Source organism: Streptomyces sp. NPDC020996, assembly GCF_040641355.1.
In the GTDB taxonomy this organism is placed as follows: Bacteria; Actinomycetota; Actinomycetes; order Streptomycetales; family Streptomycetaceae; genus Streptomyces.
Genome location: NZ_JBFADM010000056.1, coordinates 1 through 26,211, shown reverse-complemented (window position 1 = coordinate 26,211; position 26,211 = coordinate 1). Strand labels below are relative to the sequence as shown.

Here is a 26,211-nt window from a genome sequence, read left to right as displayed (position 1 = left end):
CGCGGTGTTTCCTGGCGGCGGCCGGGCGGTCGCGCAGCCCTGACCTCCCGCGAAGCCGGACGTACGGCCACCGGCGCCACCGATGCCCGGGAGGGCGCGGAACAACCCCGGGACCCCCTGCGGCGACGAAGGTCACAGTCCTCGTCCTCCCGGCACCGCGATTCCGCCGGAGAGGAACGTCGGGCCGCTTCCGCAACACCGTCGGGCCGCTCCTGCAACACCGTCGGGCCGTTCCGGCAACCTTTCCGCGACCCGCGGCCACTGATGAGTCGGAGACCCTCTCCACCCGTACCTCACGGCAACCACGCGTTCCCCCGAACCCGGTCAGGTAAGGACTCATCCGTGGCGTTCCCCTCGCACCGCCGCCGCCCGCCCCGCAAGCGCCGCGCCGCGCTCGTCCCCGGCATCGCCGTGCTGGCCGCCGGGCTCGTCGTCCTGCTGGTCGTCGCGTTACAGCCCGGTCACCGGGCGGACGATGCCGGGCACGCCCGGGCCACGTCCCTCACCGGCGATCAGGCGAGCGACCCGTCGTCTCCGCGGCGGACCCGGTCCGAGACGTCCCAGTCCCGGTCGGAGTCCCGATCCGGGTCCCCGTCCCCGTCCTCGTCCGCCGCCACGTCCACCCCGGCGCCCCACCGGACCGCTGCGGCCTCCTCCCGGCAGCCGTCGGCCACGGCCGCCGTCCCCCGGACGGGCTCCGGCGCGGCGCCGCTGGCGGGACGGATCCGGCCCGCGGTCACCTACCGAGGAGTCGCCACCCACTACGACGCCGGTGACGGGGACGGCGCCTGTCTGTACGGCCCGACCGACGACCTCATGATCGCCGCGATGAACCACGCCGACTACGAGTCCGCCAAGGCGTGCGGAGCGTACGTGCGCGTCCGCACGGCCGACGGCGCATCCGTCACGGTCCGTGTCACCAACGAATGCCCACTGCCCTGCGCTCCCGGCCAACTCGACCTCAGCGTCCAGGCCTTCGCCAAGCTCGCCGCCCCCTCGCGCGGTCGCATCTCGATCACCTGGAGCCTGCTGAGCCCCAGCACCACCGACCCGGTCTCGCTCCGTTACAAGACCGGGTCCAGCCGTTACTGGTGCGCCGTGCAGGTGATCGGCCACCGCAATCCGGTGGCGCGGCTGGAGGTCCGCACCGGCGGCGGCTGGAGTCCGCTGCCCCGCACCGACTTCAACTACTTCCTCTCCGAGCACGGCAGCGGGTGCGGCGGCGGGCTGAGGATCACCGACATCTACGGCGAACGACTGGTCGTCGACGGCATCGCGCTCCGGCCGGACGCCGTGCAGCCCACCCGCGTGCAGTTCGCCGCCCACTGATCACGTGCGGAGGCCGTGGGGCAGGGCTGTGTGGTAGGCACGTCGGCATGGGACGGATCGACTACCTGCACGACCCCGACGCTCCGCGCGCCGGCTCCGTCGTGCCCGCCGTCGTGGCCCTCGTGCGAGACGGCACGGGGCGGGTGCTGATGGTGCAGCGGTCCGACAACGGACGCTGGGCCCTGCCCGGAGGCGGTCACGACGTGGGGGAGTCCATCAGCGACACGGTGGTGCGCGAGGTCCGCGAGGAGACCGGGATCGAGGTGGAGGTCGTCGGCCTGACCGGCATCTACACCGACCCCGGCCACGTGATCCGGTACGACGACGGGGAGGTCCGCCAGCAGTTCAGCATCTGCTTCCGGGCACGCCCCACGGGCGGCGAACTGCGCACCAGCGACGAGACCACCCAGGTCCGCTGGGTCGATCCGGCCGACCTGGCCGGACTGGACATCCACCCCACCATGCGCCTGCGGATCGACCACGCCCTGGACCCGAAGCGGACCGCCCCCCACATCGGCTGACGACCGCGGACACGGGGTGCCGGCGTCAGGCGGGCGCGGCCGCCCCGCCACCCCAACGCGCCTCCGTCCGGGGCACACTGACCGTATGTCCACTCGTCGCAGACGCTGCCCCGAATGCCGGCGCGAGATCGCCGTCGTGGCCGGCCGGTTCGCCCGGCACGACCCGCCGGGGGCGCGCGAGAACGGGATGCTCGTCTCCTGCGCCGGCTCGCGCCGCCAAGCCGAAACCGACGCGGCCCAGCCCACGCTCGACGGCTACGTCGTGCCCGAGTTCCCCGGGCAACTGCCCCTCTTCTGAGCGTGCGTGACCGAGCGCGAACGCTTCGGAGCGGCGGGGCGGCTCAGGGCCCGGCCACCGACTTCACCGCCACCGACACCGGCGTGGACCCGCTCACCAGCTCCAGGACCAGGCCCGCCGTCGCCGGAGTGTCCACCAGCTCCGCGAGGACGGTGGCGACGTCGTCGCGGGGGACCGCGCCACGACCGGTGTGGGCCTCCAGCCGTACGAGACCGGTGCCGGGGTCGTTCGTCAGGCTGCCGGGGCGCAGGATCGTCCAGTCCAGGGCGTCCAGACTCCGCACATGGGCGTCGGCCGCGCCCTTCGCGCGCAGGTAGGCGTCGAAGACGTCGTCCCCCTGGTGCGCCGGATCCGCGCCCATCGACGACACGACGACGTGCCGGCGCACGCCCGCCCGGACCGCGGCGTCCGCGAACAGGATGGCCGCCCCCTTGTCCACCGTGTCCTTGCGGGCCACCCCGCTGCCCGGACCCGCGCCCGCCGCGAACACCGCCGCGTCCGCGCCCTGCAGATGGGCCGCGACCTCCTCGACGGAGACCGACTCCAGATCCAGAAGAACCGGTTCTGCGCCGGCTTCCCGAAGGTCGTCGCCCTGCTCGGCGTGGCGGATGATCCCCGCGACCTCATCACCGCGCGCGGCGAGCAGCCGCTCCAGCCGCAGCGCGATCTGACCATGACCACCAGCGATGACAATGCGCATGTCTCCGACCGTACGCCCGGACGGCCGTATCCGCCGCACGACTTGAGCCCGCGCCCCAGGGGGCGCCCGCGCTCCCCCGGACGCCCAGCGCACGCGCTGGGCGCGTGCGCCTGCCTCCTGCACGCTCGGCGCCTGCCTCCTGCACGCCGGGCGCCTGCTCCCGGCGCGCACGCCGTGCGGTTTCGCGCCGAGCGCGTGTGCCTCCGTCGCACAACCCCTGGCTCCCCCAGGTGCCCGGGTCTCCGACCAGGTGGTGAACCGAGATCCACGCACCGGGCGCGCACGCCTACGCCACACGCCGAGCTTGCGCACTCGCACCGCGAGCCGGGTGCGCGTGCTACTCCCGCAAGCGGCGTGCGTGCTCCTCCCGCAAGCGGCGTGCGTGCTCCTCCCGCAAGCGGGGCGCGAGTGCTCCTCCCGCACGCCGGGCGTGCGCACCCATACACGCGCCGGACCGTCCTGAGCGCGCCGGGCGCGCCCGTCCCGCGCCCTCACGACAGTTCCCCGCGCCCCCTCACGACAGCTCCGCGCCCCTTCACGACAGCTCCCCTCGCCCCTGCCGGGGCAGCCCCAGCTCCGCCGCGGCCGAGCTGCAGTACTCCCGTACCGCGCTCGTCCGCGCGACCACCCGCCCCCGGTGCACGACGATCCGGCTGTACGCGAGCGACAGCGCCTCCGTGAGGCGGTCGCCGCGCACCGCCAGCAGCTCGGCCGGAAAGCCGGCCTCCACCCGTACCTCGGACAGGCCCAGAGCGGCCCGTGCCGCTGAGCTCACCGCGTCGTAGGCGTCCTCGGGACGAAGCGCGTGGCGGGAGGCCAGCAGATAGGCGGCCTCCAGAGGGTCCCCGCGGCCCACCGGGTTCGAGACGTCCCGCAGCGCGCCGCTGCCCGCCGCCACCCGCACGCCGGCCGCCCGCAGCAGCCGTACCGGGGCCGTGCCCAGGCGCTCGGCGCCGCCGCAGCCGCCCTGGGGCAGGCACACCACCGTCACCCCGGCCGCCGCGAGCTGATCGGCCGTGCGCGAGATCGCGTCGGCCGGAAGCCGGCTGAGCCCGCCGCACGGGCCGAGGGTGACGCCGGGGCGCAGCCCGCCCGCCATCGCGGCGAGGCGGGCCAGCCGGGCGGGGTCGACGGCGTCGGTGTGCAGGTCGACGGGGCAGCCGTGCTCGGAGGCGACCTCGAGCACCGCCTCCACGTACCCGATGGGGTCCGGGTCCAGGTCCGGGCAGCCGCCCACCACGTCGGCGCCCATTTTCACCGCGTCCCGCAGCATCGCGAGCCCGTCCGCTCCCGCCGTGCCCGTCAGCAGCCGCGGCATCGCCACCGCGGTCAGCTCCGTCAGCCCGCGCAGCGAACGCCGCGCCCGCTCCACCGCCACCAGCGAGCCCAGCCCCCGCACGTCGCCCACGTGCACGTGTGCCCGCAACGCGGTAGCCCCGTGCCCCAGCTGCAGCAGCGCCGCCTCGGTGACCCGGCGCTGGACGTCGTGGGGGTCGTACGACGCCGGGCCGTCGTCGGCGGCCGACAGGGCGGTGTCACCGTGGGCGTGCGGTTCGGCCGGGGCCGGCACGAGCAGATAGCCGCTGAGGTCCACGCGGGTGCCGCCGCCCCGCACCCCGCCCGCCGTCAGGCTGCCCGCCGTGCCGACCGCCTCGATCCGTCCTCCGTCCAGCCGCACGTCCACCGTCCGGCCGTCGGTCAGCCGCGCCCCGGACAACAGCAGGGCGGACGGGTGGGGCGGCTGCGGCTGGCTGTCGGGCATCGCGCTCCAGAGGCTCGGGCGGGGTTGCGCAAGCCCGGGGACTGCGCAGGGGCACAAGATCACGCAGAGTGAGTCGAGCCTAGGGCGGTGACCTGTCCCCGGCGGGGAGGAGCGCAATAGTCGTACCGGCGTGGTCCGCTGTGATCCGGCGTGGTCCGGCGTGGTGCAGGAGCGGCCGCGGCGGCTCACGGGAGGGCCGGGGGACGCTCCCGGACGGGGGCCGCGAAACGGATTTGGGCGAACGGCTGCGGACCGTGTAATGTCTTCATCGCTCGCCCCAATAGCTCAGTCGGCAGAGCGTCTCCATGGTAAGGAGAAGGTCTACGGTTCGATTCCGTATTGGGGCTCTGGTGAGAGAGGTTCCCGCCGTCAGGCGGGGTCCGATCCCACCGAAGCGGTGTAGCTCAGTCGGTAGAGCAAGCGGCTCATAATCGCTGTGTCACCGGTTCAAGTCCGGTCACCGCTACTCACAGTAGCCGATTGTGGGGTCGGTCCTTCGATCGGCTACTCTTTCTTGCGTTAAATCAGTCCATCTGTTCGTCTTAGGAGCACTCACGTGGCTGCCACCGACGTCCGCCCGAAGATCACGCTGGCCTGCGTGGAGTGCAAGGAGCGGAACTACATCACCAAGAAGAACCGGCGTAACAACCCGGACCGACTGGAGATGAAGAAGCACTGCCCGCGTTGCAACGCGCACACCGCGCACCGCGAAACGCGATAAACAAGGCTCGTACATGAGGCCGCCCCCGCAGTCGGGGGCGGCCTCGTGTCGTTTCGGCCCCGGTTACCGGCCGGTTCCGCCGGTGACCGCGGGGACGGGTCCCCAGGCGGGACGGGCCCTCAGGGGCAGGTCCCCGCGGGGCGGGCCACCAGGTCAACCACAGCAGACACCAGGAGGTGCCGAGCCCATGGCGCTCGACCAGTCCTTCGTGGGGCGGAGCTACCCGCCCACCGAGCCCTACGAGGTGGGCCGGGAGAAGATCCGGGAGTTCGCGGAAGCGGTGGGGGACGCCAACCCGGCGTACACGGACCCGGAGGCCGCCAAGGCGCTCGGCCACCCCGAGGTGATCGCCCCGCCGACCTTCGTCTTCGCGATCACCTTCAAGGCCGCAGGGCAGGTCATCCAGGACCCCCAGCTGGGCCTGGACTACAACCGTGTGGTGCACGGCGACCAGAAGTTCGCCTACACCCGCCCGGTGCGCGCCGGTGACCGGCTCACCGTCACCTCGACCATCGAGGCGATCAAGTCGCTGGCCGGCAACGACATCCTGGACATCCGCGGCGAGGTCCACGACGAGGCCGGCGAGCACGTCGTGACCGCCTGGACCAAGCTGGTCGCCCGTGCGGCAGAGGAGGCGTGAGGAACCGATGACGGCGAAGATCGCTTACGACGACGTCGAGGTCGGCACCGAGCTGCCCGCCCAGACCTTCCCGGTGACCCGTGCCACGCTCGTGCGCTACGCGGGCGCCTCCGGGGACTTCAACCCGATCCACTGGAACGAGAAGTTCGCCAAGGAGGTCGGGCTGCCGGACGTCATCGCGCACGGCATGTTCACTATGGCGGAGGCCATCCGCGTGGTCACCGACTGGCTCGGCGACCCGGGCGCGGTCGTCGAGTACGGCGTCCGCTTCACCAAGCCCGTCGTCGTCCCGAACGACGACGAGGGAGCCGTGATCGAGGTCGGCGCCAAGGTCGCGGCCAAGCTCGACGACAACACGGTCCGCGTGGACCTCACGGCGACCAGCGCCGGCCAGAAGGTGCTCGGCATGTCACGGGCGGTCGTACGACTGGCCTGAGGCGCCCAGGCGCACGCGCGGGCGCGCGCGTGACGCCGAACCGCGCGAGGTAAGGGGCGCACTCCACAGCGGGGCGCTCCTTGCCGCAGCCGGGCGCCCCTTGCCGTGTCCGGGTTCGCGGACCTCGATGGATTCCCCTGACGCGACCGCCTTGACGTAGTTAGTGATTGAGTACTAACTTTCTCGCATGGTCAGGATGAGCGCAGAGGAGAGGCGCGAGAGCGTCATCCGCGCGGCGACGGCCGAGTTCGCCCGCGGCGGCTACTACGGCACGTCGACCGAGGCGATCGCCAAGCGCGTCGGCGTCTCGCAGCCGTACCTCTTCCGGCTCTTCCCGGGCAAGAAGGCCCTGTTCCTCGCGGTGGCCCAGCGCTGCATGGAGGACACGGTCCGCACCTTCCGGCAGGCCGCCGAGGGGCTGGAGGGCGAAGAGGCGCTGCACGCCATGGCCAACGCGTACACCGAGGCCATCGCGGAGCAGCCGGAGCAGCTGCTGATGCAGATGCAGATGTACGTCGCCGTGGCCGCCGCCGAGCAGGCCGGCGACCGTGAGCTCGGCGAGGAGGTCCGGGCGGGCTGGATGCGGCTGTGGGACACGGTGCACCTGCCGCTCGGCGCCGACGCCGAGGAGACCACCACCTTCATGGCGTACGGGATGCTCATCAACTGCCTGGTCGCCATGGGCTTCCCTCCCGGCCACCGGGTCTGGGAAGGGCTGTATCCATCGGCGCTGATCAAGGGCCGGCTGGAGAAGTAGCGGCGAGCGGCGGTGAGCCGTAAGGGTGCCGTGGGTGCCTCTTCATGAGCGCAAAAGTTAGTAATCAATAACTAATCATCGGCGGCCGGCCACGGAAGCCGAAAACCCTCAGGGGGAGCGATGTCAGAGCAGACCGCACGTCGCGGGGGAGCAGTCTGGGCCCTCGTCATCACCAGCGTCGCCGGATTCATGGCGGCCCTCGACAACCTCGTCGTCACCACCGCCCTGCCCTCCGTCCGCGAGGACCTCGGCGGCGCGCTGGACGACCTGGAGTGGACCGTGAGCGCCTACACGCTCACCTTCGCCGTCCTGCTGATGTTCGGAGCCGCGCTCGGCGACCGCTTCGGCCGGCGCCGCCTCTTCCTCGCCGGTCTGACCGTCTTCACCGGCGCGTCCGCCGCCGCGGCCATGGCCTCCGGCATCGACGCCCTCATCATCGCCCGCGCCGTCCAGGGCGTCGGAGCGGCGATCATGATGCCGCTCACACTGACCCTGCTGACCGCGGCCGTGCCCGCCGCCAAGCGCGGGACGGCGTACGGCATCTGGGGCGCCGTCAACGGGCTCGCGGTGGCCTCCGGACCGCTGATCGGCGGCAGCCTCACCGAGCACGTCTCCTGGCACTGGATCTTCTGGCTGAACGTCCCGCTCGGCCTCGCCCTGCTGCCGCTCGCCCGGCTGCGCCTCGCCGAGTCCCACGGCACCGGCGCCCCGCTCGACGTCCCCGGCACCCTGCTCGCCAGCGGCGGCCTCTTCGGGATCGTCTACGGCCTGGTCCGCGGGCCTGCCGACGGCTGGACCGGCCCGCTGGTGCTCACCGGGCTGTCCGCCGGCGCCGCGCTGGTCGTCGGCTTCGTCCTCTACAGCACCCGCGCCGCGAACCCCATGCTCCCGATGCGTCTCTTCCGCTCCCGCGCCTTCTCCGGGATCAACGCGGCGAGCCTGCTGATGTTCCTCGGCATGTTCGGCTCGATCTTCCTGCTCAGCCAGTACATGCAGGGTGTCCTCGGCTACTCGCCCACCGAGGCGGGCCTGCGGATGCTGCCCTGGACCGGCATGCCGATGCTCGTCGCGCCGATCGCCGGCATCCTCTCCGACCGCGTCGGCGGCCGTCCCGTCGTCGCCACCGGCCTCTTGCTGCAGGCCGCCGGCCTCGGCTGGATGGCCGCCGTGGCCACCGCCGACGCCTCCTACGCCGTCCAGCTGCCCGGCCTGATCGTCAGCGGCATCGGCATGGCCCTGTACTTCGCGCCGGCCGCCAACCTGGTCATGTCCAGCGTCCGGCCCGGGGAGCAGGGCATCGCCTCCGGCGCCAACAACGCGCTGCGCGAGGTCGGCGGCGCGCTCGGCATCGCCGTCATGTCGTCGATCTTCTCCGCCCAGGGCGGCTACGAGTCCGGGCAGTCCTTCGTCGACGGCCTGCGGCCCGCGCTGGTCACCGGCTCCGCGATGGTCGCGCTCGCCGCGGTGGCCGCGCTGCTCATCCCCGCCCGGCGGCGCGCCGGACAGTTCCCGGGCGGCCGGACGGAACCGGCGCCCGCCGCGGTCGCCGAGCCCGCCCTGCGCTGACCCGGACACGCTCCGGTCACCGCGCCGGACGCGTCCGAGGCCGACGCCTGAGCCGAGCACACGCGCGCGTGCGGTCCCACCCACCGGGCGGGCCGCACGCGCGCGCGTGGTGAAGCGCTGTCGCCGGTGGTGCGGCGGTGGCGAGGGGCTGTCGGCGGCGTCTCGTAGTCTTGGGCCCGTGCAGGAACTCCACGACGCCCCCCTCGCCCCGCTGACCACCTTCCGGCTGGGCGGTCCCGCGGACCGGCTCGTCACCGCGACCACCGACGACGAGGTGATCGCCGCCGTCCGCGAGGCCGACGACACCGGGACGCCGCTGCTGTTGATCGGCGGCGGCTCGAACCTGGTCATCGGCGACAAGGGCTTCGCCGGCACCGCGCTCGTCATCGCCACCAAGGGCTTCTCGCTGGACGGCACCCGGCTGGAGCTGGCCGCCGGCGAGGTGTGGACCGACGCCGTCGCCCGCACCGTCGAGGCCGGATTCGCCGGCATCGAGTGCCTGGCCGGCATCCCGGGCTCCGCGGGCGCGACCCCCATCCAGAACGTGGGCGCGTACGGCCAGGAGGTCTCCTCCACGATCACCGAGGTCGTCGCCTACGACCGCGCCACGCGCGAGACGGTCACCCTCCCGAACGCCGACTGCGCGTTCTCCTACCGCCACAGCCGCTTCAAGTCCGACCCCGAGCGGTACGTCGTGCTGCGCGTGCGCTTCCTGCTGGAGGACGCGGACGGGCTGTCGGCGCCGATCAGGTACGCCGAGACCGCCCGCGCGCTGGGCGTCGGCCCCGGCGACCGCGTGCCGCTGGCGGACGCCCGCGAGACCGTGCTGAAGCTGCGGGCCGGCAAGGGCATGGTCCTGGACCCCGAGGACCACGACACCTGGTCGGCCGGCTCCTTCTTCACCAACCCGATCCTCACCGACGGGCAGTTCGCCGCCTTCCGCGCGCGCGTGCGGGAACGGCTCGGCGACGGCGTGGAGCCGCCGGCCTACCCGGCGGGGGAGGGCCGCACCAAGACCTCCGCGGCCTGGCTGATCGACAAGGCGGGCTTCACCAAGGGCTACGGCACCGGACCCGCCCGCATCTCGACCAAGCACACCCTCGCCCTCACCAACCGCGGCGCGGCCACCACCGAGGACCTCCTGGCGCTGGCCCGCGAGGTCGTCGCCGGCGTCCGCGAGACCTTCGGCATCACCCTGGTCAACGAGCCGGTGACGGTGGGCGTCAGCCTGTAGGGCCCCGGCCGGCGACCGGACGACCGTCCAGTCCGTGGCCCCGCGCGCCGGCGTGGCCCCCAACCAGCGGGCCGGGCAGGAACCCGGGCGGACCGGCCCGGACGCCTACGCCTCCGCCGGTCGGCCGATGCCTCCGCCGGTCGGCCGACGCCTCCACCGCTCGGGATGCCTCCGCCGCTCGGCCGGCGCGGACCCCGCGCGCCGGCCGACCGGGCCCGGGCCGGGTCAGGCCAGCCAGTCGTCCACGCCGGACAGCAGCTTCGCCTTCACGTCCTCCGGTGCGACCGACGCCCGTACCGACTGACGGGCCAGCTCCGCCAGCTCCTCGTCCGAGAAGTCGTGGTGGCGGCGGGCGATCTCGTACTGGGCGGCGAGACGGGAGCCGAACAGGAGTGGGTCGTCGGCGCCCAGGGCCATCGGGACGCCCGCGTCGAACAGAGTGCGCAGGGGGACGTCCTCCGGCTTCTCGTAGACGCCCAGGGCCACGTTCGAGGCGGGACACACCTCGCACGTCACACCCCGGTCCGCCAGGCGCTTCAGCAGGCGCGGGTCGTCCGCCGCCCGCACGCCGTGCCCGATCCGGTGCGCGTACAGGTCGTCCAGGCAGTCCCGGACCGAGGACGGCCCCGCCAGCTCACCGCCGTGCGGCGCGGACAGCAGCCCGCCCTCCCGCGCGATGTGGAAGGCGCGGTCGAAGTCCCGCGCCATGCCGCGGCGCTCGTCGTTCGACAGGCCGAAGCCGACCACGCCCCGGTCGGCGTAGCGCACCGCGAGGCGGGCCAGGGTACGGGCGTCCAGCGGGTGCTTCATCCGGTTCGCGGCGACCACGACCCGCATGCCGAGCCCGGTCTCCCGCATCGCGGATTCCACCGCGTCCAGGATGATCTCCAGCGCCGGGATCAGACCGCCCAGCCGCGGCGCGTACGACGTCGGGTCCACCTGGATCTCCAGCCAGCCCGAGCCGTCCTTCAGGTCCTCCTCCGCGGCCTCCCGCACCAGGCGCCGGATGTCCTCGGGCTCCCGCAGACACGAACGCGCCGCGTCGTACAGCCGCTGGAACCGGAACCAGCCGCGCTCGTCGGTCGCCCGCAGGCGCGGCGGCTCCCCGCCGGTCAGCGCCTCCGTCAGCGCTTCGGGCAGCCGCACGCCGTACTTGTCGGCCAGCTCCAGCAGGGTGCTGGGCCGCATCGACCCGGTGAAGTGCAGGTGCAGATGGGCCTTCGGCAGCTCAGAGACATCACGTACACGCTCCATTCGAAGATCCTGCCGCACGCCCCGCGGTCCCGGTAGCGGATTGCCCGTACGGGGTGTTGCCCGCACAAAGAAACGAGCCGCCTCCCCTCCGGGGGGAAGCGGCCCGTACGCGCGCGTGGACCTCTCAGTCCCGTCAGTCCCGCGCCTCAGCCAGCAGCTTCTGGATCCGGCTCACGCCCTCGACGAGGTCCTCGTCACCGAGCGCGTAGGACAGCCGCAGGTAGCCCGGCGTGCCGAAGGCCTCGCCCGGCACGACCGCGACCTCGGCCTCCTCCAGGATCAGCGCGGCCAGCTCCACCGTGTTCTGCGGACGCTTGCCGCGGATCTCCTTGCCGATCAGCGCCTTGACCGACGGGTACGCGTAGAAGGCGCCCTCCGGCTCCGGGCAGACCACGCCGTCGATCTCGTTCAGCATGCGCACGATGGTCTTGCGGCGGCGGTCGAAGGCCTCGCGCATCTTCGCCACGGCCTGGAGGTCGCCGGAGACGGCGGCCAGGGCGGCGACCTGCGCCACGTTCGAGACGTTGGACGTGGCGTGCGACTGCAGGTTCGTCGCGGCCTTCACGACGTCCTTCGGGCCGACGATCCAGCCCACGCGCCAGCCCGTCATGGCGTACGTCTTGGCCACGCCGTTGACGACGACGCACTTGTCGCGCAGCTCGGGCAGCAGCGCCGGCAGGGACACGGAGACCGCGTCGCCGTACACCAGGTGCTCGTAGATCTCGTCCGTCAGCACCCACAGGCCGTGCTCCAGCGCCCAGCGGCCGATCGCCTCGGTCTCGGCCTCGGAGTACACCGCGCCGGTCGGGTTGGAGGGGGAGACGAACAGGACGACCTTGGTCCGGTCCGTGCGGGCGGCCTCCAGCTGCTCCACGCTCACCCGGTAGCCGGTGGTCTCGTCGGCCACGACCTCGACCGGGACACCGCCGGCGAGGCGGATCGACTCGGGGTAGGTCGTCCAGTACGGCGCCGGGACGATGACCTCGTCGCCCGGGTCGAGGATCGCGGCGAAGGCCTCGTAGATGGCCTGCTTGCCGCCGTTGGTGACCAGGATCTGCGACACGTCCGGCTCCCAGCCGGAGTCGCGCAGCGTCTTCGCGGCGATCGCGGACTTCAGCTCGGGCAGACCGCCGGCCGGGGTGTAGCGGTGGTACTTCGGGTTCTTGCAGGCCTCGATCGCGGCCTCGACGATGTAGTCCGGGGTCGGGAAGTCGGGCTCACCGGCGCCGAAGCCGATCACCGGACGCCCGGCGGCCTTGAGGGCCTTGGCCTTGGCGTCCACGGCGAGGGTGGCGGACTCGGAGATCGCGCCGACTCGGGCGGAGACCCGGCGCTCGGTGGGAGGGGTTGCAGCGCTCATGAGTCCATCGTTTCAGACCGGAAACTCCCCCGGCACGCGGGTTTCACAGACTGAACAGCGACTGAACAACTGTCCGGATCCGGCCACCGGCCCGGGCGATCCCACGCGATCAAAGTCCCTACAGGCACTTTCTGTTCGACGACCGGCCCCGGAGCACGTACACTCTCTCCTCGTTGGCCTCACACGGGCCGCGCACGGGCGGTGCACATCGAGCACCCACCGAGATGCGGTACGTTGGGGGACAACCAAAGGGTCGTAGCTCAATTGGTAGAGCACTGGTCTCCAAAACCAGCGGTTGGGGGTTCAAGTCCCTCCGGCCCTGCTACACACACTCGCCAGGGTGTGCGCATGTACGTACAGCAATGCACCGCCGTGCGGCTCAGACCGGGCGCGGCACGGCCATGACCCGGAATCAGGTGAGGACGAATGGCGGACGCCGTGGGCTCCATCGACACGCCTGATGCCCAGGACGAGGCGCAGGAGAAGAAGAAGGCCCGCAAGGGCGGCAAGCGTGCCAAGAAGGGCCCGCTGAAGCGGCTCGCCCTCTTCTACCGTCAGGTCATCGCGGAACTCCGCAAGGTCGTCTGGCCGACGCGCAACCAGCTGACGTCGTACACGACCGTCGTGATCTTCTTCGTCGCCATCATGATCGCCCTGGTGACCGTGATTGACTATGGGCTCAGCCACGCCGCCAAGTACGTCTTCGGCTGAACCGAGAGCGAAGGGCGCCGTGGTTACCGGCGCCCCTTTCGCGTGTTCCACCCCTATGTATCCAGGAAGAAGCAGCCACCGTGTCTGACCCGAACCTGAACGACGCCATCGAGCCCGACGAGTCGGTGGATGACGAGCTCGACATCGTCGAGGGCGCGGACGAGGAAGACGAGTTCGAGGCTGCCGAGGCCGAGGCCGGGGAACCTGCCGAGGAAGCCGCCCTGCACGTCGAGGACGAGACCGCCGAGGACGAGTCCGGCGAGTCCGCCGACGAATCCGCCGAAGCCGAGGCCGAGGCCGCCGAGGAGGAGACCGAGCCGGTCGACCCCGTCGAGGCCCTGCGCGAGGAGCTGCGCTCGCTTCCCGGCGAGTGGTACGTCATCCACACCTACGCGGGTTACGAGAACCGCGTGAAGACCAACCTCGAGCAGCGCGCCGTCTCGCTGAACGTCGAGGACTACATCTTCCAGGCCGAGGTGCCGCAGGAAGAGGTCGTCCAGATCAAGAACGGCGACCGCAAGACGATCAAGCAGAACAAGCTGCCGGGCTACGTCCTGGTGCGCATGGACCTGACGAACGAGTCCTGGGGCGTCGTCCGCAACACCCCCGGCGTCACCGGCTTCGTGGGCAACGCCTACGACCCGTACCCGCTGACCCTGGACGAGATCGTCAAGATGCTCGCCCCGGAGGCCGAGGAGAAGGCCGCCCGCGAGGCCGCCGAGGCCGAGGGCAAGCCGGCCCCGCAGCGCAAGGTCGAGGTCCAGGTGCTGGACTTCGAGGTCGGCGACTCGGTCACCGTCACCGACGGCCCGTTCGCCACGCTGCAGGCGACCATCAACGAGATCAACCCGGACTCGAAGAAGGTCAAGGGCCTGGTCGAGATCTTCGGCCGCGAGACCCCGGTCGAGCTGAGCTTCGACCAGATCCAGAAGAACTAGTCCGTTCCGGACGAACCGCTTACCGGCAGGTCAGGCGGACGCGCGAGCGTCCGTCTGACCTGCCCGGTTTTTGGCCGCGCATCTATACCCGTTATCGTTGTGCGGTATGCCTGCGTCAGGGTCGCGTACCCGGTGCAGGCAGGACCCGAATCGAAAGGACCCGGAGAGCTATGCCTCCCAAGAAGAAGAAGGTCACGGGGCTCATCAAGCTCCAGATCAACGCCGGTGCGGCGAACCCCGCCCCGCCGGTCGGCCCCGCGCTGGGTCAGCACGGCGTCAACATCATGGAGTTCTGCAAGGCCTACAACGCCGCGACCGAGTCGCAGCGCGGCTGGGTCATCCCGGTGGAGATCACGGTCTACGAGGACCGCTCCTTCACCTTCGTCACCAAGACGCCGCCGGCCGCCAAGATGATCCTCAAGGCCGCGGGCGTGGAGAAGGGCTCCGGCGAGCCGCACAAGACCAAGGTCGCCAAGATCACCGAGGCGCAGGTCCGCGAGATCGCCCAGACCAAGATGCCCGACCTCAACGCCAACGACCTGGACGCCGCCGCGAAGATCATCGCCGGCACCGCGCGTTCCATGGGCGTCACCGTCGAGGGCTGACCTTCCCCACCCGCAGAAGTCGTGGGAGGGCCTGCTCGGCCCTGACCACAACTCCTAAGAACCAACAGGAGCAGTAGTGAGCAAGCGCAGCAAGTCTCTCCGCGCTGCGGACGCCAAGATCGACCGGGAGAAGCTCTACGCCCCGCTCGAGGCCGTCCGTCTCGCCAAGGAGACCTCCACGACCAAGTTCGACGGCACCGTCGAGGTCGCCTTCCGTCTGGGTGTCGACCCGCGCAAGGCCGACCAGATGGTCCGTGGCACCGTGAACCTTCCGCACGGCACCGGTAAGACCGCCCGGGTCCTGGTCTTCGCGACCGGTGACCGTGCCGAGGCCGCGCGTGCCGCGGGCGCCGACATCGTCGGTGCCGACGAGCTGATCGACGAGGTGGCGAAGGGCCGTCTGGACTTCGACGCCGTCGTCGCCACCCCGGACCTCATGGGCAAGGTCGGCCGCCTCGGCCGCGTCCTCGGCCCGCGTGGTCTGATGCCGAACCCGAAGACCGGCACCGTGACCCCGGACACCGCCAAGGCAGTGACCGAGATCAAGGGCGGCAAGATCGAGTTCCGCGTCGACAAGCACTCGAACCTGCACTTCATCATCGGCAAGACGTCGTTCGACGACACCAAGCTGGTGGAGAACTACGGCGCCGCGCTGGAGGAGATCCTCCGTCTGAAGCCGTCCGCCGCCAAGGGCCGCTACATCAAGAAGGCCGCGGTCAGCACCACCATGGGCCCCGGCATCCCGGTCGACCCCAACCGCACTCGCAACCTCCTCGTGGAGGAGGACCCGGCCGCCGTCTGAGCCTCGAGCTCACCCCGGCAGCCGCGTCCGGTACGCGTCGCAGCGAGCACGGGCCCCGCAACCTTCGGGTTGCGGGGCCCGTCTCCGTTTGCGTGCGGTTCTTCCGAACAGCCTTTGCCTGTACGGTCTTTCCGCACGCCCGTCAGCGCGCCGTGCCGGCGTGCCGGCACCGCGACCGCACAGGGGTGGGACGAATGAAGAGCACGACGGTGCGCCGGATGACGCTCTCGGTCGCGGCGGTGAGCGTGCTGTCGGGTGCGGCCGCCTGCGGTCCCCTCGGCGCCTCCGGAGCCTCCGGCGGCTCCGGCAAGGACGACGGGGTGTCCGGCGGGAGAGCGACGCACGCGCGTTCCGTCGCGGCCCTGCGCAGCGCCGAGAGGGCCACCCACCGGGCCGACTCCGCAAGGGTCGAGTCCGTCACGACCATGGGCTCGATGATGTCGATGAAGGCCGACGGCGCCATGGGCTGGGGGGACGGCCTCGTCGGCAACCTCACCATCACGTACACCGGCGGCTGGGTCGCCGACTCCATGCGCGGGCTCGGCACCACGTCCATGGAGGCGCGCTACCTGCCCGACGCCTACTACGCGAAGATGGGCGAGAAGTTCGCCGAGCAGGCGGGCGGCAAGCACTGGATCCGGTACGGCTACGCCGACCTCGCCGACTTCGGCGGCAGCTCCGGCGCCTTCCTCCGGGACCAGATGCGGAACACCACGCCCAACCAGTCGGTGAAGCTGCTGCTGGCCTCCGGCGACGTCGAGAAGGTCGGCACGGAGAAGGTGCGCGGCGAGAACACCACGCACTACGCGGGCACCGTGGACGTCGCCGACCTCGCCGCCGGGAACTCCGGCCTCGACGCGGGCCAGCTGGCCGGTCTGAAGAGGCAGCTCACCCAGGCCGGCGTCACCACCGAGACCGTCCACATCTGGGTCGACGACCGGGACCTGCTGGTGAAGAAGGTCGAGAAGGGCCGGATGTCGGTCGGCGAGTACACCCAGACCGCGTACTACAGCGACTACGGCGTGCGGGTCTCCGCCGGCAAGCCCCCGGCCGGCGACACCGAGGACTTCACGACGCTCGTGCGGCAGCAGGACAGGACCGGCACGACCTCCTGATCCCGGTCGGCCCGGGTGGATTTGCTATACGGGCCCGATGTATCTACCCTCCTACTGAAGCCAAAGACCGCTGGTCGTTGCCGTGCGCTCGTACGAGGGCGCGGTGGCCGAAGGATCCGCTGAAAATGCGGGCGACCCGCGCAGGTGACAGTGGAAGAGCTCCCGGAGTACGTGCGCTCAGCGCTCGTACGACCGGTCGAGTCCGCCCCGTGCGCCTGCGCCGGGGCGTTTCGTTTTCCCCAGTCCTCCTTCGGGTCCGCGCGGTCCGAATCACCCGGAAGGAGGCCGAGGCTCTATGGCGAGGCCCGACAAGGCTGCCGCGGTTGCCGAGCTGACGGACAAGTTCCGCAACTCGAGCGCCGCCGTGCTGACCGAGTACCGCGGTCTCACCGTGGCGCAGCTCAAGACGCTGCGCCGTTCTCTCGGTGAGAACGCGTCCTACGCCGTGGTGAAGAACACGCTGACCAAGATTGCGGCCAACGAGGCCGGCATCTCGACGCTCGACGACCTGTTCAACGGTCCGACGGCGGTCGCCTTCGTCACCGGTGACCCGGTGGAGTCGGCGAAGGGTCTTCGTGACTTCGCCAAGGACAACCCGAATCTCGTCATCAAGGGCGGTGTCCTTGACGGCAAGGCGCTGTCCGCCGACGAGATCAAGAAGCTTGCGGACCTCGAGTCCCGCGAGGTTCTGCTCGCCAAGCTGGCGGGCGCCATGAAGGGCAAGCAGTCCCAGGCTGCCGCTGTCTTCCAGGCGCTCCCGTCGAAGCTCGTCCGCACCCTGGACGCGCTTCGCGCCAAGCAGGACGAGCAGGGCGGTGCCGAGTAATTCGGCTCGCGAAATGACCGCCGCCTGACGCGGGGGTCGTAGCGGGCCAACGTACGCCCGCCAGACATGTACATCCGGCACCAGCCGATTGAATGGAAGGATCGCCCGTCATGGCGAAGCTCAGCCAGGAAGACCTGCTCGCGCAGTTCGAGGAGATGACCCTCATCGAGCTCTCCGAGTTCGTGAAGGCGTTCGAGGAGAAGTTCGACGTCACCGCCGCCGCCCCGGTCGCCGTGGCCGCCGCCGGTGTCCCGGGTGCCCCGGCCGCCGAGGCCGTCGAGGAGAAGGACGAGTTCGACGTCATCCTCACCGGTGCCGGCGACAAGAAGATCCAGGTCATCAAGGTCGTGCGTGAGCTGACCTCGCTGGGTCTGAAGGAGGCCAAGGACCTCGTGGACGGCGCCCCGAAGCCCGTCCTCGAGAAGGTCGCCAAGGACGCCGCCGAGAAGGCCGCCGAGTCCCTCAAGGGCGCCGGCGCCTCCGTCGAGGTCAAGTAACACCTCCGCGGTCCCGTACCGCACTGTCGCGACCGCTGAACGCGTCCCCCTTGGGGATGTAACGCGAACGCACCGAGGAGCGATCATCCATCCGGGTGGTCGCTCCTCTGCGTTCCGAGGGGCGCGGCCACGGTTGCCTTGAACCCGCGTGCGCGGGAGGTAGGGTGATCTTCGTTGTGCTCCCGGCCGCCCAGGGTCCGGGCAGGGGGCCTTGACGAACCGCACGCAGCGCGCAATTCTCAGGACGCGTCGTCACAGGATCCGAATCCGAGGCATGGATCGACGACGAAGAGGGCAGTATCAACGTGCGTTGAGGGCAGCATGCCGAGGGCGTTGAGGACGACGAGGGTCACGAAAAATCGGGGCTGGACATCAGTGTGCCAAGTGGCTACACTGACCCTTTGCGCTGCCTGTTAGCTGTCCCCTGCCCGTCACCAGGGGCATGCCCTCGCTCGAGCACCGATGACCGGATGATCTCTGAACTGGGATTTCTGTCTCTGTGCACGGGAGAGGGACCGGTACGCGCGTAGTGAGTCCGAGCCCTCGGAAGGACCCCCTCTTGGCCGCCTCGCGCACTGCCTCGACCGCGAATACGAACAACGGCGCCAGCACCGCCCCGCTGCGCATCTCTTTTGCAAAGATCAAGGAGCCTCTCGAGGTTCCCAACCTGCTCGCGCTGCAGACCGAGAGCTTTGACTGGCTGCTCGGGAACACCGCCTGGCAGAGTCGGGTCGAGGAGGCTCTGGAGTCCGGTCAGGACGTCCCCACCAAGTCCGGTCTCGAGGAGATCTTCGAGGAGATCTCCCCGATCGAGGACTTCTCCGGGTCGATGTCGCTGACGTTCCGCGACCACCGCTTCGAGCCGCCGAAGAACAGCATCGACGAGTGCAAGGAGCGCGACTTCACGTACGCCGCCCCGCTCTTCGTCACGGCCGAGTTCACGAACAACGAGACCGGCGAGATCAAGTCCCAGACGGTCTTCATGGGCGACTTCCCGCTCATGACCAACAAGGGCACCTTCGTCATCAACGGCACCGAGCGTGTCGTGGTGTCGCAGCTGGTCCGTTCGCCGGGTGTCTACTTCGACTCCTCCATTGACAAGACGTCCGACAAGGACATCTTCTCCGCCAAGATCATCCCGTCCCGGGGTGCCTGGCTGGAGATGGAGATCGACAAGCGCGACATGGTCGGTGTCCGCATCGACCGCAAGCGCAAGCAGTCCGTCACCGTCCTCCTGAAGGCGCTCGGCTGGACGACCGAGCAGATCCTCGAGGAGTTCGGCGAGTACGAGTCCATGCGCGCCACCCTGGAGAAGGACCACACCCAGGGCCAGGACGACGCGCTGCTCGACATCTACCGCAAGCTGCGTCCGGGCGAGCCCCCCACGCGTGAGGCCGCGCAGACGCTCCTGGAGAACCTGTACTTCAACCCCAAGCGCTACGACCTCGCCAAGGTCGGCCGCTACAAGGTCAACAAGAAGCTGGGCGCGGACGCCCCGCTGGACGCCGGCATCCTGACCGTCGAGGACATCATCTCGACGATCAAGTACCTGGTGAAGCTGCACGCCGGTGAGACCGAGACGGTCGGCGACAGCGGTCAGACGATCGTCGTCGAGACCGATGACATCGACCACTTCGGCAACCGTCGTCTGCGCAGTGTCGGCGAGCTCATCCAGAACCAGGTCCGCACGGGTCTGGCGCGTATGGAGCGCGTCGTCCGCGAGCGCATGACCACGCAGGACGTCGAGGCGATCACGCCGCAGACCCTGATCAACATCCGGCCGGTCGTCGCCTCCATCAAGGAGTTCTTCGGCACCAGCCAGCTGTCGCAGTTCATGGACCAGAACAACCCGCTGTCGGGTCTCACCCACAAGCGCCGTCTGTCGGCGCTCGGTCCGGGTGGTCTCTCCCGTGAGCGGGCCGGCTTCGAGGTCCGTGACGTGCACCCGTCCCACTACGGCCGCATGTGCCCGATCGAGACGCCCGAAGGCCCGAACATCGGTCTGATCGGCTCGCTGGCGTCCTACGGCCGGGTCAACGCGTTCGGCTTCGTGGAGACCCCGTACCGCAAGGTCATCGACGGCCAGGTCACCGACGAGGTCGACTACCTGACGGCCGACGAGGAGGACCGCTTCGTCATCGCGCAGGCCAACGCCACGCTCAACGACGACCTGCGGTTCACCGAGGCGCGGGTCCTGGTCCGCCGCCGTGGCGGTGAGGTCGACTACGTCGCGCCCGACGAGGTGGACTACATGGACGTCTCGCCGCGCCAGATGGTGTCGGTCGCGACCGCCATGATCCCGTTCCTCGAGCACGACGACGCCAACCGTGCCCTGATGGGCGCGAACATGATGCGCCAGGCCGTGCCCCTGATCAAGTCCGAGGCCCCGCTCGTCGGCACCGGCATGGAGTACCGCTCCGCCGTCGACGCCGGCGACGTGGTCAAGGCCGAGAAGGCCGGTGTGGTCCAGGAGGTCTCCGCGGACTACATCACCACCGCCAACGACGACGGCACGTACATCACGTACCGCCTGGCCAAGTTCGCCCGCTCCAACCAGGGCACCTCGGTCAACCAGAAGGTCATCGTCAACGAGGGCGACCGGATCATCGAGGGCCAGGTCCTCGCCGACGGTCCGGCCACCCAGAACGGCGAGATGGCGCTCGGCAAGAACCTGCTGGTCGCGTTCATGCCGTGGGAGGGTCACAACTACGAGGACGCGATCATCCTGTCGCAGCGCCTCGTGCAGGACGACGTCCTCTCCTCGATCCACATCGAGGAGCACGAGGTCGACGCCCGTGACACCAAGCTCGGCCCCGAGGAGATCACCCGGGACATCCCGAACGTCTCCGAGGAGGTCCTCGCCGACCTCGACGAGCGCGGCATCATCCGCATCGGCGCCGAGGTCATCGCCGGTGACATCCTCGTCGGCAAGGTCACCCCGAAGGGCGAGACCGAGCTGACGCCGGAGGAGCGCCTGCTGCGCGCGATCTTCGGTGAGAAGGCCCGTGAGGTCCGTGACACCTCGCTGAAGGTGCCGCACGGCGAGACCGGCAAGGTCATCGGCGTGCGCGTCTTCGACCGCGAGGAGGGCGACGAGCTTCCCCCCGGTGTGAACCAGCTGGTGCGCGTGTACGTGGCGCAGAAGCGCAAGATCACCGACGGTGACAAGCTCGCCGGCCGGCACGGCAACAAGGGTGTCATCTCCAAGATCCTGCCGATCGAGGACATGCCGTTCCTGGAGGACGGCACCCCGGTCGACATCATCCTCAACCCGCTGGGTGTGCCGTCCCGAATGAACCCGGGACAGGTCCTGGAGATCCACCTCGGCTGGCTCGCCAGCCGCGGCTGGGACGTCTCCGGCCTCGGCGACGAGTGGGCGCAGCGCCTCCAGGCGATCGGCGCCGACCAGGTCGACCCGGGCACCAACGTCGCGACCCCCGTCTTCGACGGCGCGCGCGAGGACGAGCTCGCGGGTCTGCTGCAGCACACCATCCCGAACCGGGACGGCGAGCGCATGGTGCTCCCGTCCGGCAAGGCCAGGCTGTACGACGGCCGCTCCGGCGAGCCGTTCCCGGAGCCGATCTCGGTCGGCTACATGTACATCCTGAAGCTGCACCACCTGGTCGACGACAAGCTGCACGCCCGCTCGACCGGTCCGTACTCGATGATCACCCAGCAGCCGCTGGGTGGTAAGGCCCAGTTCGGTGGCCAGCGGTTCGGCGAGATGGAGGTGTGGGCGCTCGAGGCGTACGGCGCCGCCTACGCCCTCCAGGAGCTGCTGACCATCAAGTCCGACGACGTCACCGGCCGCGTGAAGGTCTACGAGGCCATCGTCAAGGGCGAGAACATCCCCGAGCCCGGCATCCCCGAGTCCTTCAAGGTCCTCATCAAGGAGATGCAGTCCCTTTGCCTGAACGTGGAGGTGCTGTCCAGCGACGGTATGTCCATCGAGATGCGTGACACCGACGAGGATGTCTTCCGCGCTGCGGAGGAGCTCGGCATCGACCTGTCCCGGCGCGAGCCGAGCAGCGTCGAAGAGGTCTGACGGGAGTCCGGGAGCCTTCCCGGTGAAGGCTCCCGGCCCCAGGACCCCCGTATCAGACCCCAAGACTCACAACCCTGAGAGGGATTGACGCATAGTGCTCGACGTCAACTTCTTCGACGAGCTCCGGATCGGCCTGGCCACCGCTGACGACATCCGTCAGTGGAGCCACGGCGAGGTCAAGAAGCCCGAGACCATCAACTACCGCACCCTCAAGCCCGAAAAGGACGGACTCTTCTGCGAGAAGATCTTCGGTCCGACCCGGGACTGGGAGTGCTACTGCGGCAAGTACAAGCGCGTCCGCTTCAAGGGCATCATCTGCGAGCGCTGTGGCGTCGAGGTCACCCGCGCCAAGGTGCGCCGTGAGCGGATGGGCCACATCGAGCTGGCCGCGCCCGTCACGCACATCTGGTACTTCAAGGGTGTCCCGAGCCGCCTGGGCTACCTGCTCGACCTGGCTCCCAAGGACCTCGAGAAGGTCATCTACTTCGCGGCGTACATGATCACGTACGTCGACGAGGAGCGCCGCACCCGCGACCTGCCCTCCCTGGAGGCGCACGTCTCCGTCGAGCGGCAGCAGATCGAGAACCGCCGCGACGCCGACCTGGAGGCCCGCGCCAAGAAGCTCGAGGCCGACCTGGCCGAGCTGGAGGCCGAGGGCGCCAAGGCCGACGTGCGCCGCAAGGTGCGCGAGGGCGCCGAGCGCGAGATGAAGCAGCTGCGCGACCGCGCGCAGCGCGAGATCGACCGTCTCGACGAGGTGTGGACCCGGTTCAAGAACCTCAAGGTCCAGGACCTGGAGGGCGACGAGCTCCTCTACCGCGAGCTGCGCGACCGCTTCGGCACCTACTTCGACGGCTCGATGGGCGCCGCGGCGCTGCAGAAGCGCCTGGAGTCCTTCGACCTGGAGGAGGAGGCCGAGCGCCTCCGCGAGATCATCCGCACCGGCAAGGGCCAGAAGAAGACCCGCGCGCTCAAGCGCCTGAAGGTCGTCTCCGCGTTCCTGCAGACGTCCAACAGCCCCAAGGGCATGGTGCTCGACTGCGTGCCGGTCATCCCGCCGGACCTGCGTCCGATGGTGCAGCTGGACGGTGGCCGCTTCGCGACCTCCGACCTGAACGACCTGTACCGCCGCGTGATCAACCGCAACAACCGCCTGAAGCGCCTTCTCGACCTCGGTGCGCCCGAGATCATCGTGAACAACGAGAAGCGCATGCTCCAGGAGGCCGTCGACGCGCTCTTCGACAACGGCCGCCGCGGCCGCCCGGTCACGGGCCCCGGCAACCGTCCGCTGAAGTCGCTGTCCGACATGCTCAAGGGCAAGCAGGGCCGCTTCCGTCAGAACCTGCTCGGCAAGCGTGTCGACTACTCGGCGCGTTCCGTGATCGTCGTCGGTCCGCAGCTGAAGCTGCACCAGTGCGGTCTGCCGAAGGCGATGGCGCTGGAGCTGTTCAAGCCGTTCGTGATGAAGCGCCTGGTCGACCTGAACCACGCGCAGAACATCAAGAGCGCCAAGCGCATGGTGGAGCGCGGCCGCACGGTCGTGTACGACGTCCTCGAAGAGGTCATCGCCGAGCACCCGGTGCTGCTGAACCGTGCTCCCACCCTGCACCGCCTCGGCATCCAGGCCTTCGAGCCGCAGCTGGTCGAGGGCAAGGCCATCCAGATCCACCCGCTCGTGTGCACCGCGTTCAACGCGGACTTCGACGGTGACCAGATGGCCGTGCACCTGCCGCTGTCCGCGGAGGCGCAGGCCGAGGCCCGCATCCTGATGCTGTCCTCGAACAACATCCTCAAGCCGGCCGACGGCCGTCCGGTGACGATGCCGACCCAGGACATGGTCCTCGGTCTGTTCTTCCTCACCACCGACGGCGAGATGCGGAACGTGAAGGGCGAGGACCGCTCCTTCGCGTCCGTGGCCGAGGCGATCATGGCGTTCGACGCCGGCGAGCTCTCGCTGCAGTCGCGCGTGGACATCCGCTTCCCGGTGGGCACCATCCCGCCGCGCGGCTGGACCCCGCCCGCGCGCGAGGAGGGCGAGCCGGAGTGGCAGCAGGGTGACAGCTTCCGGCTGAAGACCACGCTCGGCCGTGCGCTCTTCAACGAGCTGCTGCCCGAGGACTACCCGTTCGTCGACTACGAGGTCGGCAAGAAGCAGCTCTCCGAGATCGTCAATGACCTCGCCGAGCGCTACCCGAAGGTCATCGTGGCGGCGACGCTCGACAACCTGAAGGCGGCCGGCTTCTACTGGGCCACCCGTTCCGGCGTCACCGTCGCCATCTCCGACGTCGTCGTTCCCGAGGCGAAGAAGGAGATCGTCAAGGGCTACGAGGCGCAGGACGAGAAGGTCCAGAAGCAGTACGAGCGCGGTCTGATCACCAAGGACGAGCGCACGCAGGAGCTCATCGCGATCTGGACCAAGGCGACCAACGAGGTCGCCGAGGCGATGAACGAGAACTTCCCGAAGACCAACCCGATCTTCATGATGGTGAACTCGGGCGCCCGAGGGAACATGATGCAGATGCGTCAGATCGCCGGTATGCGCGGTCTGGTGTCCAACGCCAAGAACGAGACGATCCCGCGTCCCATCAAGGCGTCCTTCCGTGAGGGCCTGTCCGTGCTGGAGTACTTCATCTCCACGCACGGTGCCCGTAAGGGTCTGGCGGACACCGCCCTGCGTACCGCCGACTCGGGTTACCTCACCCGTCGTCTGGTCGACGTCTCGCAGGACGTCATCATCCGCGAGGAGGACTGCGGCACCGACCGCGGCCTGAAGCTCAAGATCGCGGAGCAGGGCGCGGACGGTGTGCTGCGCAAGGCGGACGACGTCGAGACGAGCGTGTACGCGCGCTGCCTCGCCGAGGACATCGTGGTCGACGGCAAGGTGCTGGCCCCGGCCGGCACGGACCTCGGCGACGTGCTCATCGACGAGCTCGTCCGGCACGGCGTCGAGACGGTCAAGACCCGCTCGGTCCTGACCTGCGAGTCCGCCGTCGGCACCTGCGCGATGTGCTACGGCCGTTCGCTGGCCACCGGCAAGCTGGTCGACATCGGTGAGGCGGTCGGCATCATCGCCGCCCAGTCCATCGGTGAGCCCGGCACCCAGCTGACGATGCGTACCTTCCACACCGGTGGTGTGGCCGGTGACGACATCACCCAGGGTCTGCCGCGTGTCGTCGAGCTCTTCGAGGCCCGTACCCCGAAGGGTGTGGCTCCGATCTCCGAGGCGAGCGGCCGCGTCCGCATCGAGGAGACGGAGAAGACCAAGAAGATCGTCATCACCCCGGACGACGGCAGCGACGAGACGGCGTACCCGATCTCGAAGCGTGCCCGTCTCCTGGTCAGCGAGGGCGAGCACGTCGAGGTGGGCCAGAAGCTCACCGTGGGTGCCACCAACCCGCACGACGTGCTGCGCATCCTGGGCCAGCGCGCCGTCCAGGTCCACCTGGTCGGCGAGGTCCAGCGGGTGTACAACTCGCAGGGTGTGTCGATCCACGACAAGCACATCGAGATCATCATCCGGCAGATGCTCCGCCGCGTGACGATCATCGAGTCCGGCGACGCCGAGCTGCTGCCCGGAGAGCTGGTCGAGCGCTCGAAGTTCGAGCAGGAGAACCGTCGTGTGGTCCAGGAGGGCGGTCACCCGGCCTCCGGTCGTCCGCAGCTCATGGGTATCACCAAGGCCTCGCTGGCCACGGAGTCCTGGCTGTCGGCGGCGTCCTTCCAGGAGACGACCAGGGTCCTCACGGACGCGGCGATCAACGCCAAGTCCGACTCCCTGATCGGCCTCAAGGAGAACGTCATCATCGGTAAGCTCATCCCGGCCGGTACGGGCCTGTCCCGCTACCGCAACATCCGGGTCGAGCCGACCGAGGAGGCCAAGGCCGCGATGTACTCGGCCGTCGGCTACGACGACATCGACTACTCGCCGTTCGGCACCGGCTCCGGCCAGGCCGTCCCGCTGGAGGACTACGACTACGGTCCGTACAACCAGTAGGCGAGCGTCCGCTTGAAGCGAGGGGCGGGGGCGCCCCCGGGCGGGCGCCGCCCCCCGGGCGGGGGGGTGCGGGCCCCGCCGGGGGGGTTTGAGGGTGTGG

The 26,211-nt window shown here is 70.0% G+C and carries 22 protein-coding genes and 3 tRNA genes; 21 read left to right on the top strand and 4 right to left on the bottom strand.

Annotated features, from left to right (window positions below):
* Window positions 1-342 precede the first annotated feature (342 nt).
* The 3 genes from AB0G63_RS30110 to AB0G63_RS30100 all read left to right on the top strand — a co-directional run bounded on the left by AB0G63_RS30110 (window position 343) and on the right by AB0G63_RS30100 (window position 2,148).
* The gene (locus tag AB0G63_RS30110; RefSeq protein WP_360756557.1) at window positions 343-1,329 is read left to right on the top strand and encodes an expansin EXLX1 family cellulose-binding protein; all 987 of its coding nucleotides are present in this window, start codon (window positions 343-345) and stop codon (window positions 1,327-1,329) included.
* A 47-nt stretch (window positions 1,330-1,376) separates the two neighbouring features.
* Window positions 1,377-1,850 carry an NUDIX domain-containing protein gene (locus AB0G63_RS30105; protein ID WP_360756554.1) on the top strand — a complete coding sequence of 158 codons (474 nt, stop codon included), beginning with the start codon at window positions 1,377-1,379 and terminating at the stop codon, window positions 1,848-1,850.
* An 85-nt stretch (window positions 1,851-1,935) separates the two neighbouring features.
* Entirely contained in the window at window positions 1,936-2,148 is a 213-nt protein-coding gene (locus tag AB0G63_RS30100) for a hypothetical protein (protein WP_360756551.1), read from the top strand.
* Window positions 2,149-2,191: 43 nt separating this feature from the next.
* Here AB0G63_RS30100 and AB0G63_RS30095 read toward each other — a convergent pair whose 3' ends face one another.
* Window positions 2,192-2,848 carry an SDR family oxidoreductase gene (locus tag AB0G63_RS30095; RefSeq protein WP_360756549.1) on the bottom strand — a complete coding sequence of 219 codons (657 nt, stop codon included), beginning with the start codon at window positions 2,846-2,848 and terminating at the stop codon, window positions 2,192-2,194.
* A 535-nt stretch (window positions 2,849-3,383) separates the two neighbouring features.
* Window positions 3,384-4,610: a hydrolase gene (locus AB0G63_RS30090; RefSeq protein WP_360756547.1), complete on the bottom strand. Its 1,227-nt coding sequence runs from the start codon at window positions 4,608-4,610 to the stop codon at window positions 3,384-3,386.
* A gap of 274 nt (window positions 4,611-4,884) precedes the next feature.
* Here AB0G63_RS30090 and AB0G63_RS30085 point away from each other — a divergent pair.
* The 8 genes from AB0G63_RS30085 (at window position 4,885) to AB0G63_RS30050 (ending at window position 9,964) form a co-directional block, all read left to right on the top strand.
* Window positions 4,885-4,957: transfer RNA gene (locus AB0G63_RS30085), tRNA-Thr, on the top strand.
* 46 nt (window positions 4,958-5,003) lie between these two features.
* Window positions 5,004-5,076, top strand: a tRNA-Met gene (locus AB0G63_RS30080).
* 90 nt (window positions 5,077-5,166) lie between these two features.
* Window positions 5,167-5,331, top strand: coding sequence for a 50S ribosomal protein L33 (gene rpmG, locus AB0G63_RS30075; RefSeq protein ID WP_003948671.1), 165 nt, complete (start codon window positions 5,167-5,169; stop codon window positions 5,329-5,331).
* A gap of 187 nt (window positions 5,332-5,518) precedes the next feature.
* Complete coding sequence (locus AB0G63_RS30070; RefSeq protein WP_360756543.1) at window positions 5,519-5,971, top strand: MaoC family dehydratase N-terminal domain-containing protein; 453 nt, start codon at window positions 5,519-5,521, stop codon at window positions 5,969-5,971.
* A 7-nt stretch (window positions 5,972-5,978) separates the two neighbouring features.
* Window positions 5,979-6,407, top strand: coding sequence for a MaoC family dehydratase (locus AB0G63_RS30065; protein WP_360756541.1), 429 nt, complete (start codon window positions 5,979-5,981; stop codon window positions 6,405-6,407).
* Between the two features lie 187 nt (window positions 6,408-6,594).
* Window positions 6,595-7,164: a helix-turn-helix domain-containing protein gene (locus AB0G63_RS30060; protein WP_360756538.1), complete on the top strand. Its 570-nt coding sequence runs from the start codon at window positions 6,595-6,597 to the stop codon at window positions 7,162-7,164.
* A 120-nt stretch (window positions 7,165-7,284) separates the two neighbouring features.
* The gene (locus AB0G63_RS30055; RefSeq protein ID WP_360756535.1) at window positions 7,285-8,730 is read left to right on the top strand and encodes a DHA2 family efflux MFS transporter permease subunit; all 1,446 of its coding nucleotides are present in this window, start codon (window positions 7,285-7,287) and stop codon (window positions 8,728-8,730) included.
* A 178-nt stretch (window positions 8,731-8,908) separates the two neighbouring features.
* Entirely contained in the window at window positions 8,909-9,964 is a 1,056-nt protein-coding gene (locus AB0G63_RS30050) for a UDP-N-acetylmuramate dehydrogenase (protein WP_360756532.1), read from the top strand.
* Between the two features lie 225 nt (window positions 9,965-10,189).
* On the opposite strand, the gene AB0G63_RS30045 is transcribed toward AB0G63_RS30050, so the two are convergent.
* Both AB0G63_RS30045 and AB0G63_RS30040 read right to left on the bottom strand, forming a co-directional pair.
* Window positions 10,190-11,218 carry an adenosine deaminase gene (locus AB0G63_RS30045; protein WP_360756529.1) on the bottom strand — a complete coding sequence of 343 codons (1,029 nt, stop codon included), beginning with the start codon at window positions 11,216-11,218 and terminating at the stop codon, window positions 10,190-10,192.
* 133 nt (window positions 11,219-11,351) lie between these two features.
* Window positions 11,352-12,578 (bottom strand): pyridoxal phosphate-dependent aminotransferase, encoded by a 1,227-nt coding sequence (locus AB0G63_RS30040; RefSeq protein WP_324789203.1) that lies wholly within the window; start codon window positions 12,576-12,578, stop codon window positions 11,352-11,354.
* A gap of 249 nt (window positions 12,579-12,827) precedes the next feature.
* Between AB0G63_RS30040 and AB0G63_RS30035 the strand changes: the two genes are divergently transcribed.
* The 10 genes from AB0G63_RS30035 to AB0G63_RS29990 all read left to right on the top strand — a co-directional run bounded on the left by AB0G63_RS30035 (window position 12,828) and on the right by AB0G63_RS29990 (window position 26,111).
* Window positions 12,828-12,900: transfer RNA gene (locus AB0G63_RS30035), tRNA-Trp, on the top strand.
* Between the two features lie 104 nt (window positions 12,901-13,004).
* Window positions 13,005-13,289 carry a preprotein translocase subunit SecE gene (gene secE, locus AB0G63_RS30030; protein ID WP_360756525.1) on the top strand — a complete coding sequence of 95 codons (285 nt, stop codon included), beginning with the start codon at window positions 13,005-13,007 and terminating at the stop codon, window positions 13,287-13,289.
* Between the two features lie 80 nt (window positions 13,290-13,369).
* Complete coding sequence (gene nusG / locus AB0G63_RS30025; protein WP_360756521.1) at window positions 13,370-14,227, top strand: transcription termination/antitermination protein NusG; 858 nt, start codon at window positions 13,370-13,372, stop codon at window positions 14,225-14,227.
* Window positions 14,228-14,397: 170 nt separating this feature from the next.
* Window positions 14,398-14,832, top strand: coding sequence for a 50S ribosomal protein L11 (rplK, locus tag AB0G63_RS30020; protein ID WP_360756519.1), 435 nt, complete (start codon window positions 14,398-14,400; stop codon window positions 14,830-14,832).
* Window positions 14,833-14,908: 76 nt separating this feature from the next.
* A complete protein-coding gene (gene rplA / locus AB0G63_RS30015; protein ID WP_360756516.1) occupies window positions 14,909-15,634 on the top strand; it encodes a 50S ribosomal protein L1 in 726 nt (241 codons plus the stop codon).
* 194 nt (window positions 15,635-15,828) lie between these two features.
* Complete coding sequence (locus AB0G63_RS30010) at window positions 15,829-16,749, top strand: hypothetical protein (protein ID WP_360756513.1); 921 nt, start codon at window positions 15,829-15,831, stop codon at window positions 16,747-16,749.
* Between the two features lie 295 nt (window positions 16,750-17,044).
* Window positions 17,045-17,575 (top strand): 50S ribosomal protein L10, encoded by a 531-nt coding sequence (gene rplJ / locus AB0G63_RS30005; protein ID WP_324789198.1) that lies wholly within the window; start codon window positions 17,045-17,047, stop codon window positions 17,573-17,575.
* Window positions 17,576-17,685: 110 nt separating this feature from the next.
* Window positions 17,686-18,072 carry a 50S ribosomal protein L7/L12 gene (rplL, locus tag AB0G63_RS30000; RefSeq protein WP_351890856.1) on the top strand — a complete coding sequence of 129 codons (387 nt, stop codon included), beginning with the start codon at window positions 17,686-17,688 and terminating at the stop codon, window positions 18,070-18,072.
* A gap of 559 nt (window positions 18,073-18,631) precedes the next feature.
* Window positions 18,632-22,117, top strand: coding sequence for a DNA-directed RNA polymerase subunit beta (rpoB, locus tag AB0G63_RS29995; protein ID WP_360756510.1), 3,486 nt, complete (start codon window positions 18,632-18,634; stop codon window positions 22,115-22,117).
* 94 nt (window positions 22,118-22,211) lie between these two features.
* Window positions 22,212-26,111, top strand: coding sequence for a DNA-directed RNA polymerase subunit beta' (locus tag AB0G63_RS29990; RefSeq protein ID WP_360756507.1), 3,900 nt, complete (start codon window positions 22,212-22,214; stop codon window positions 26,109-26,111).
* Window positions 26,112-26,211 lie beyond the last annotated feature (100 nt).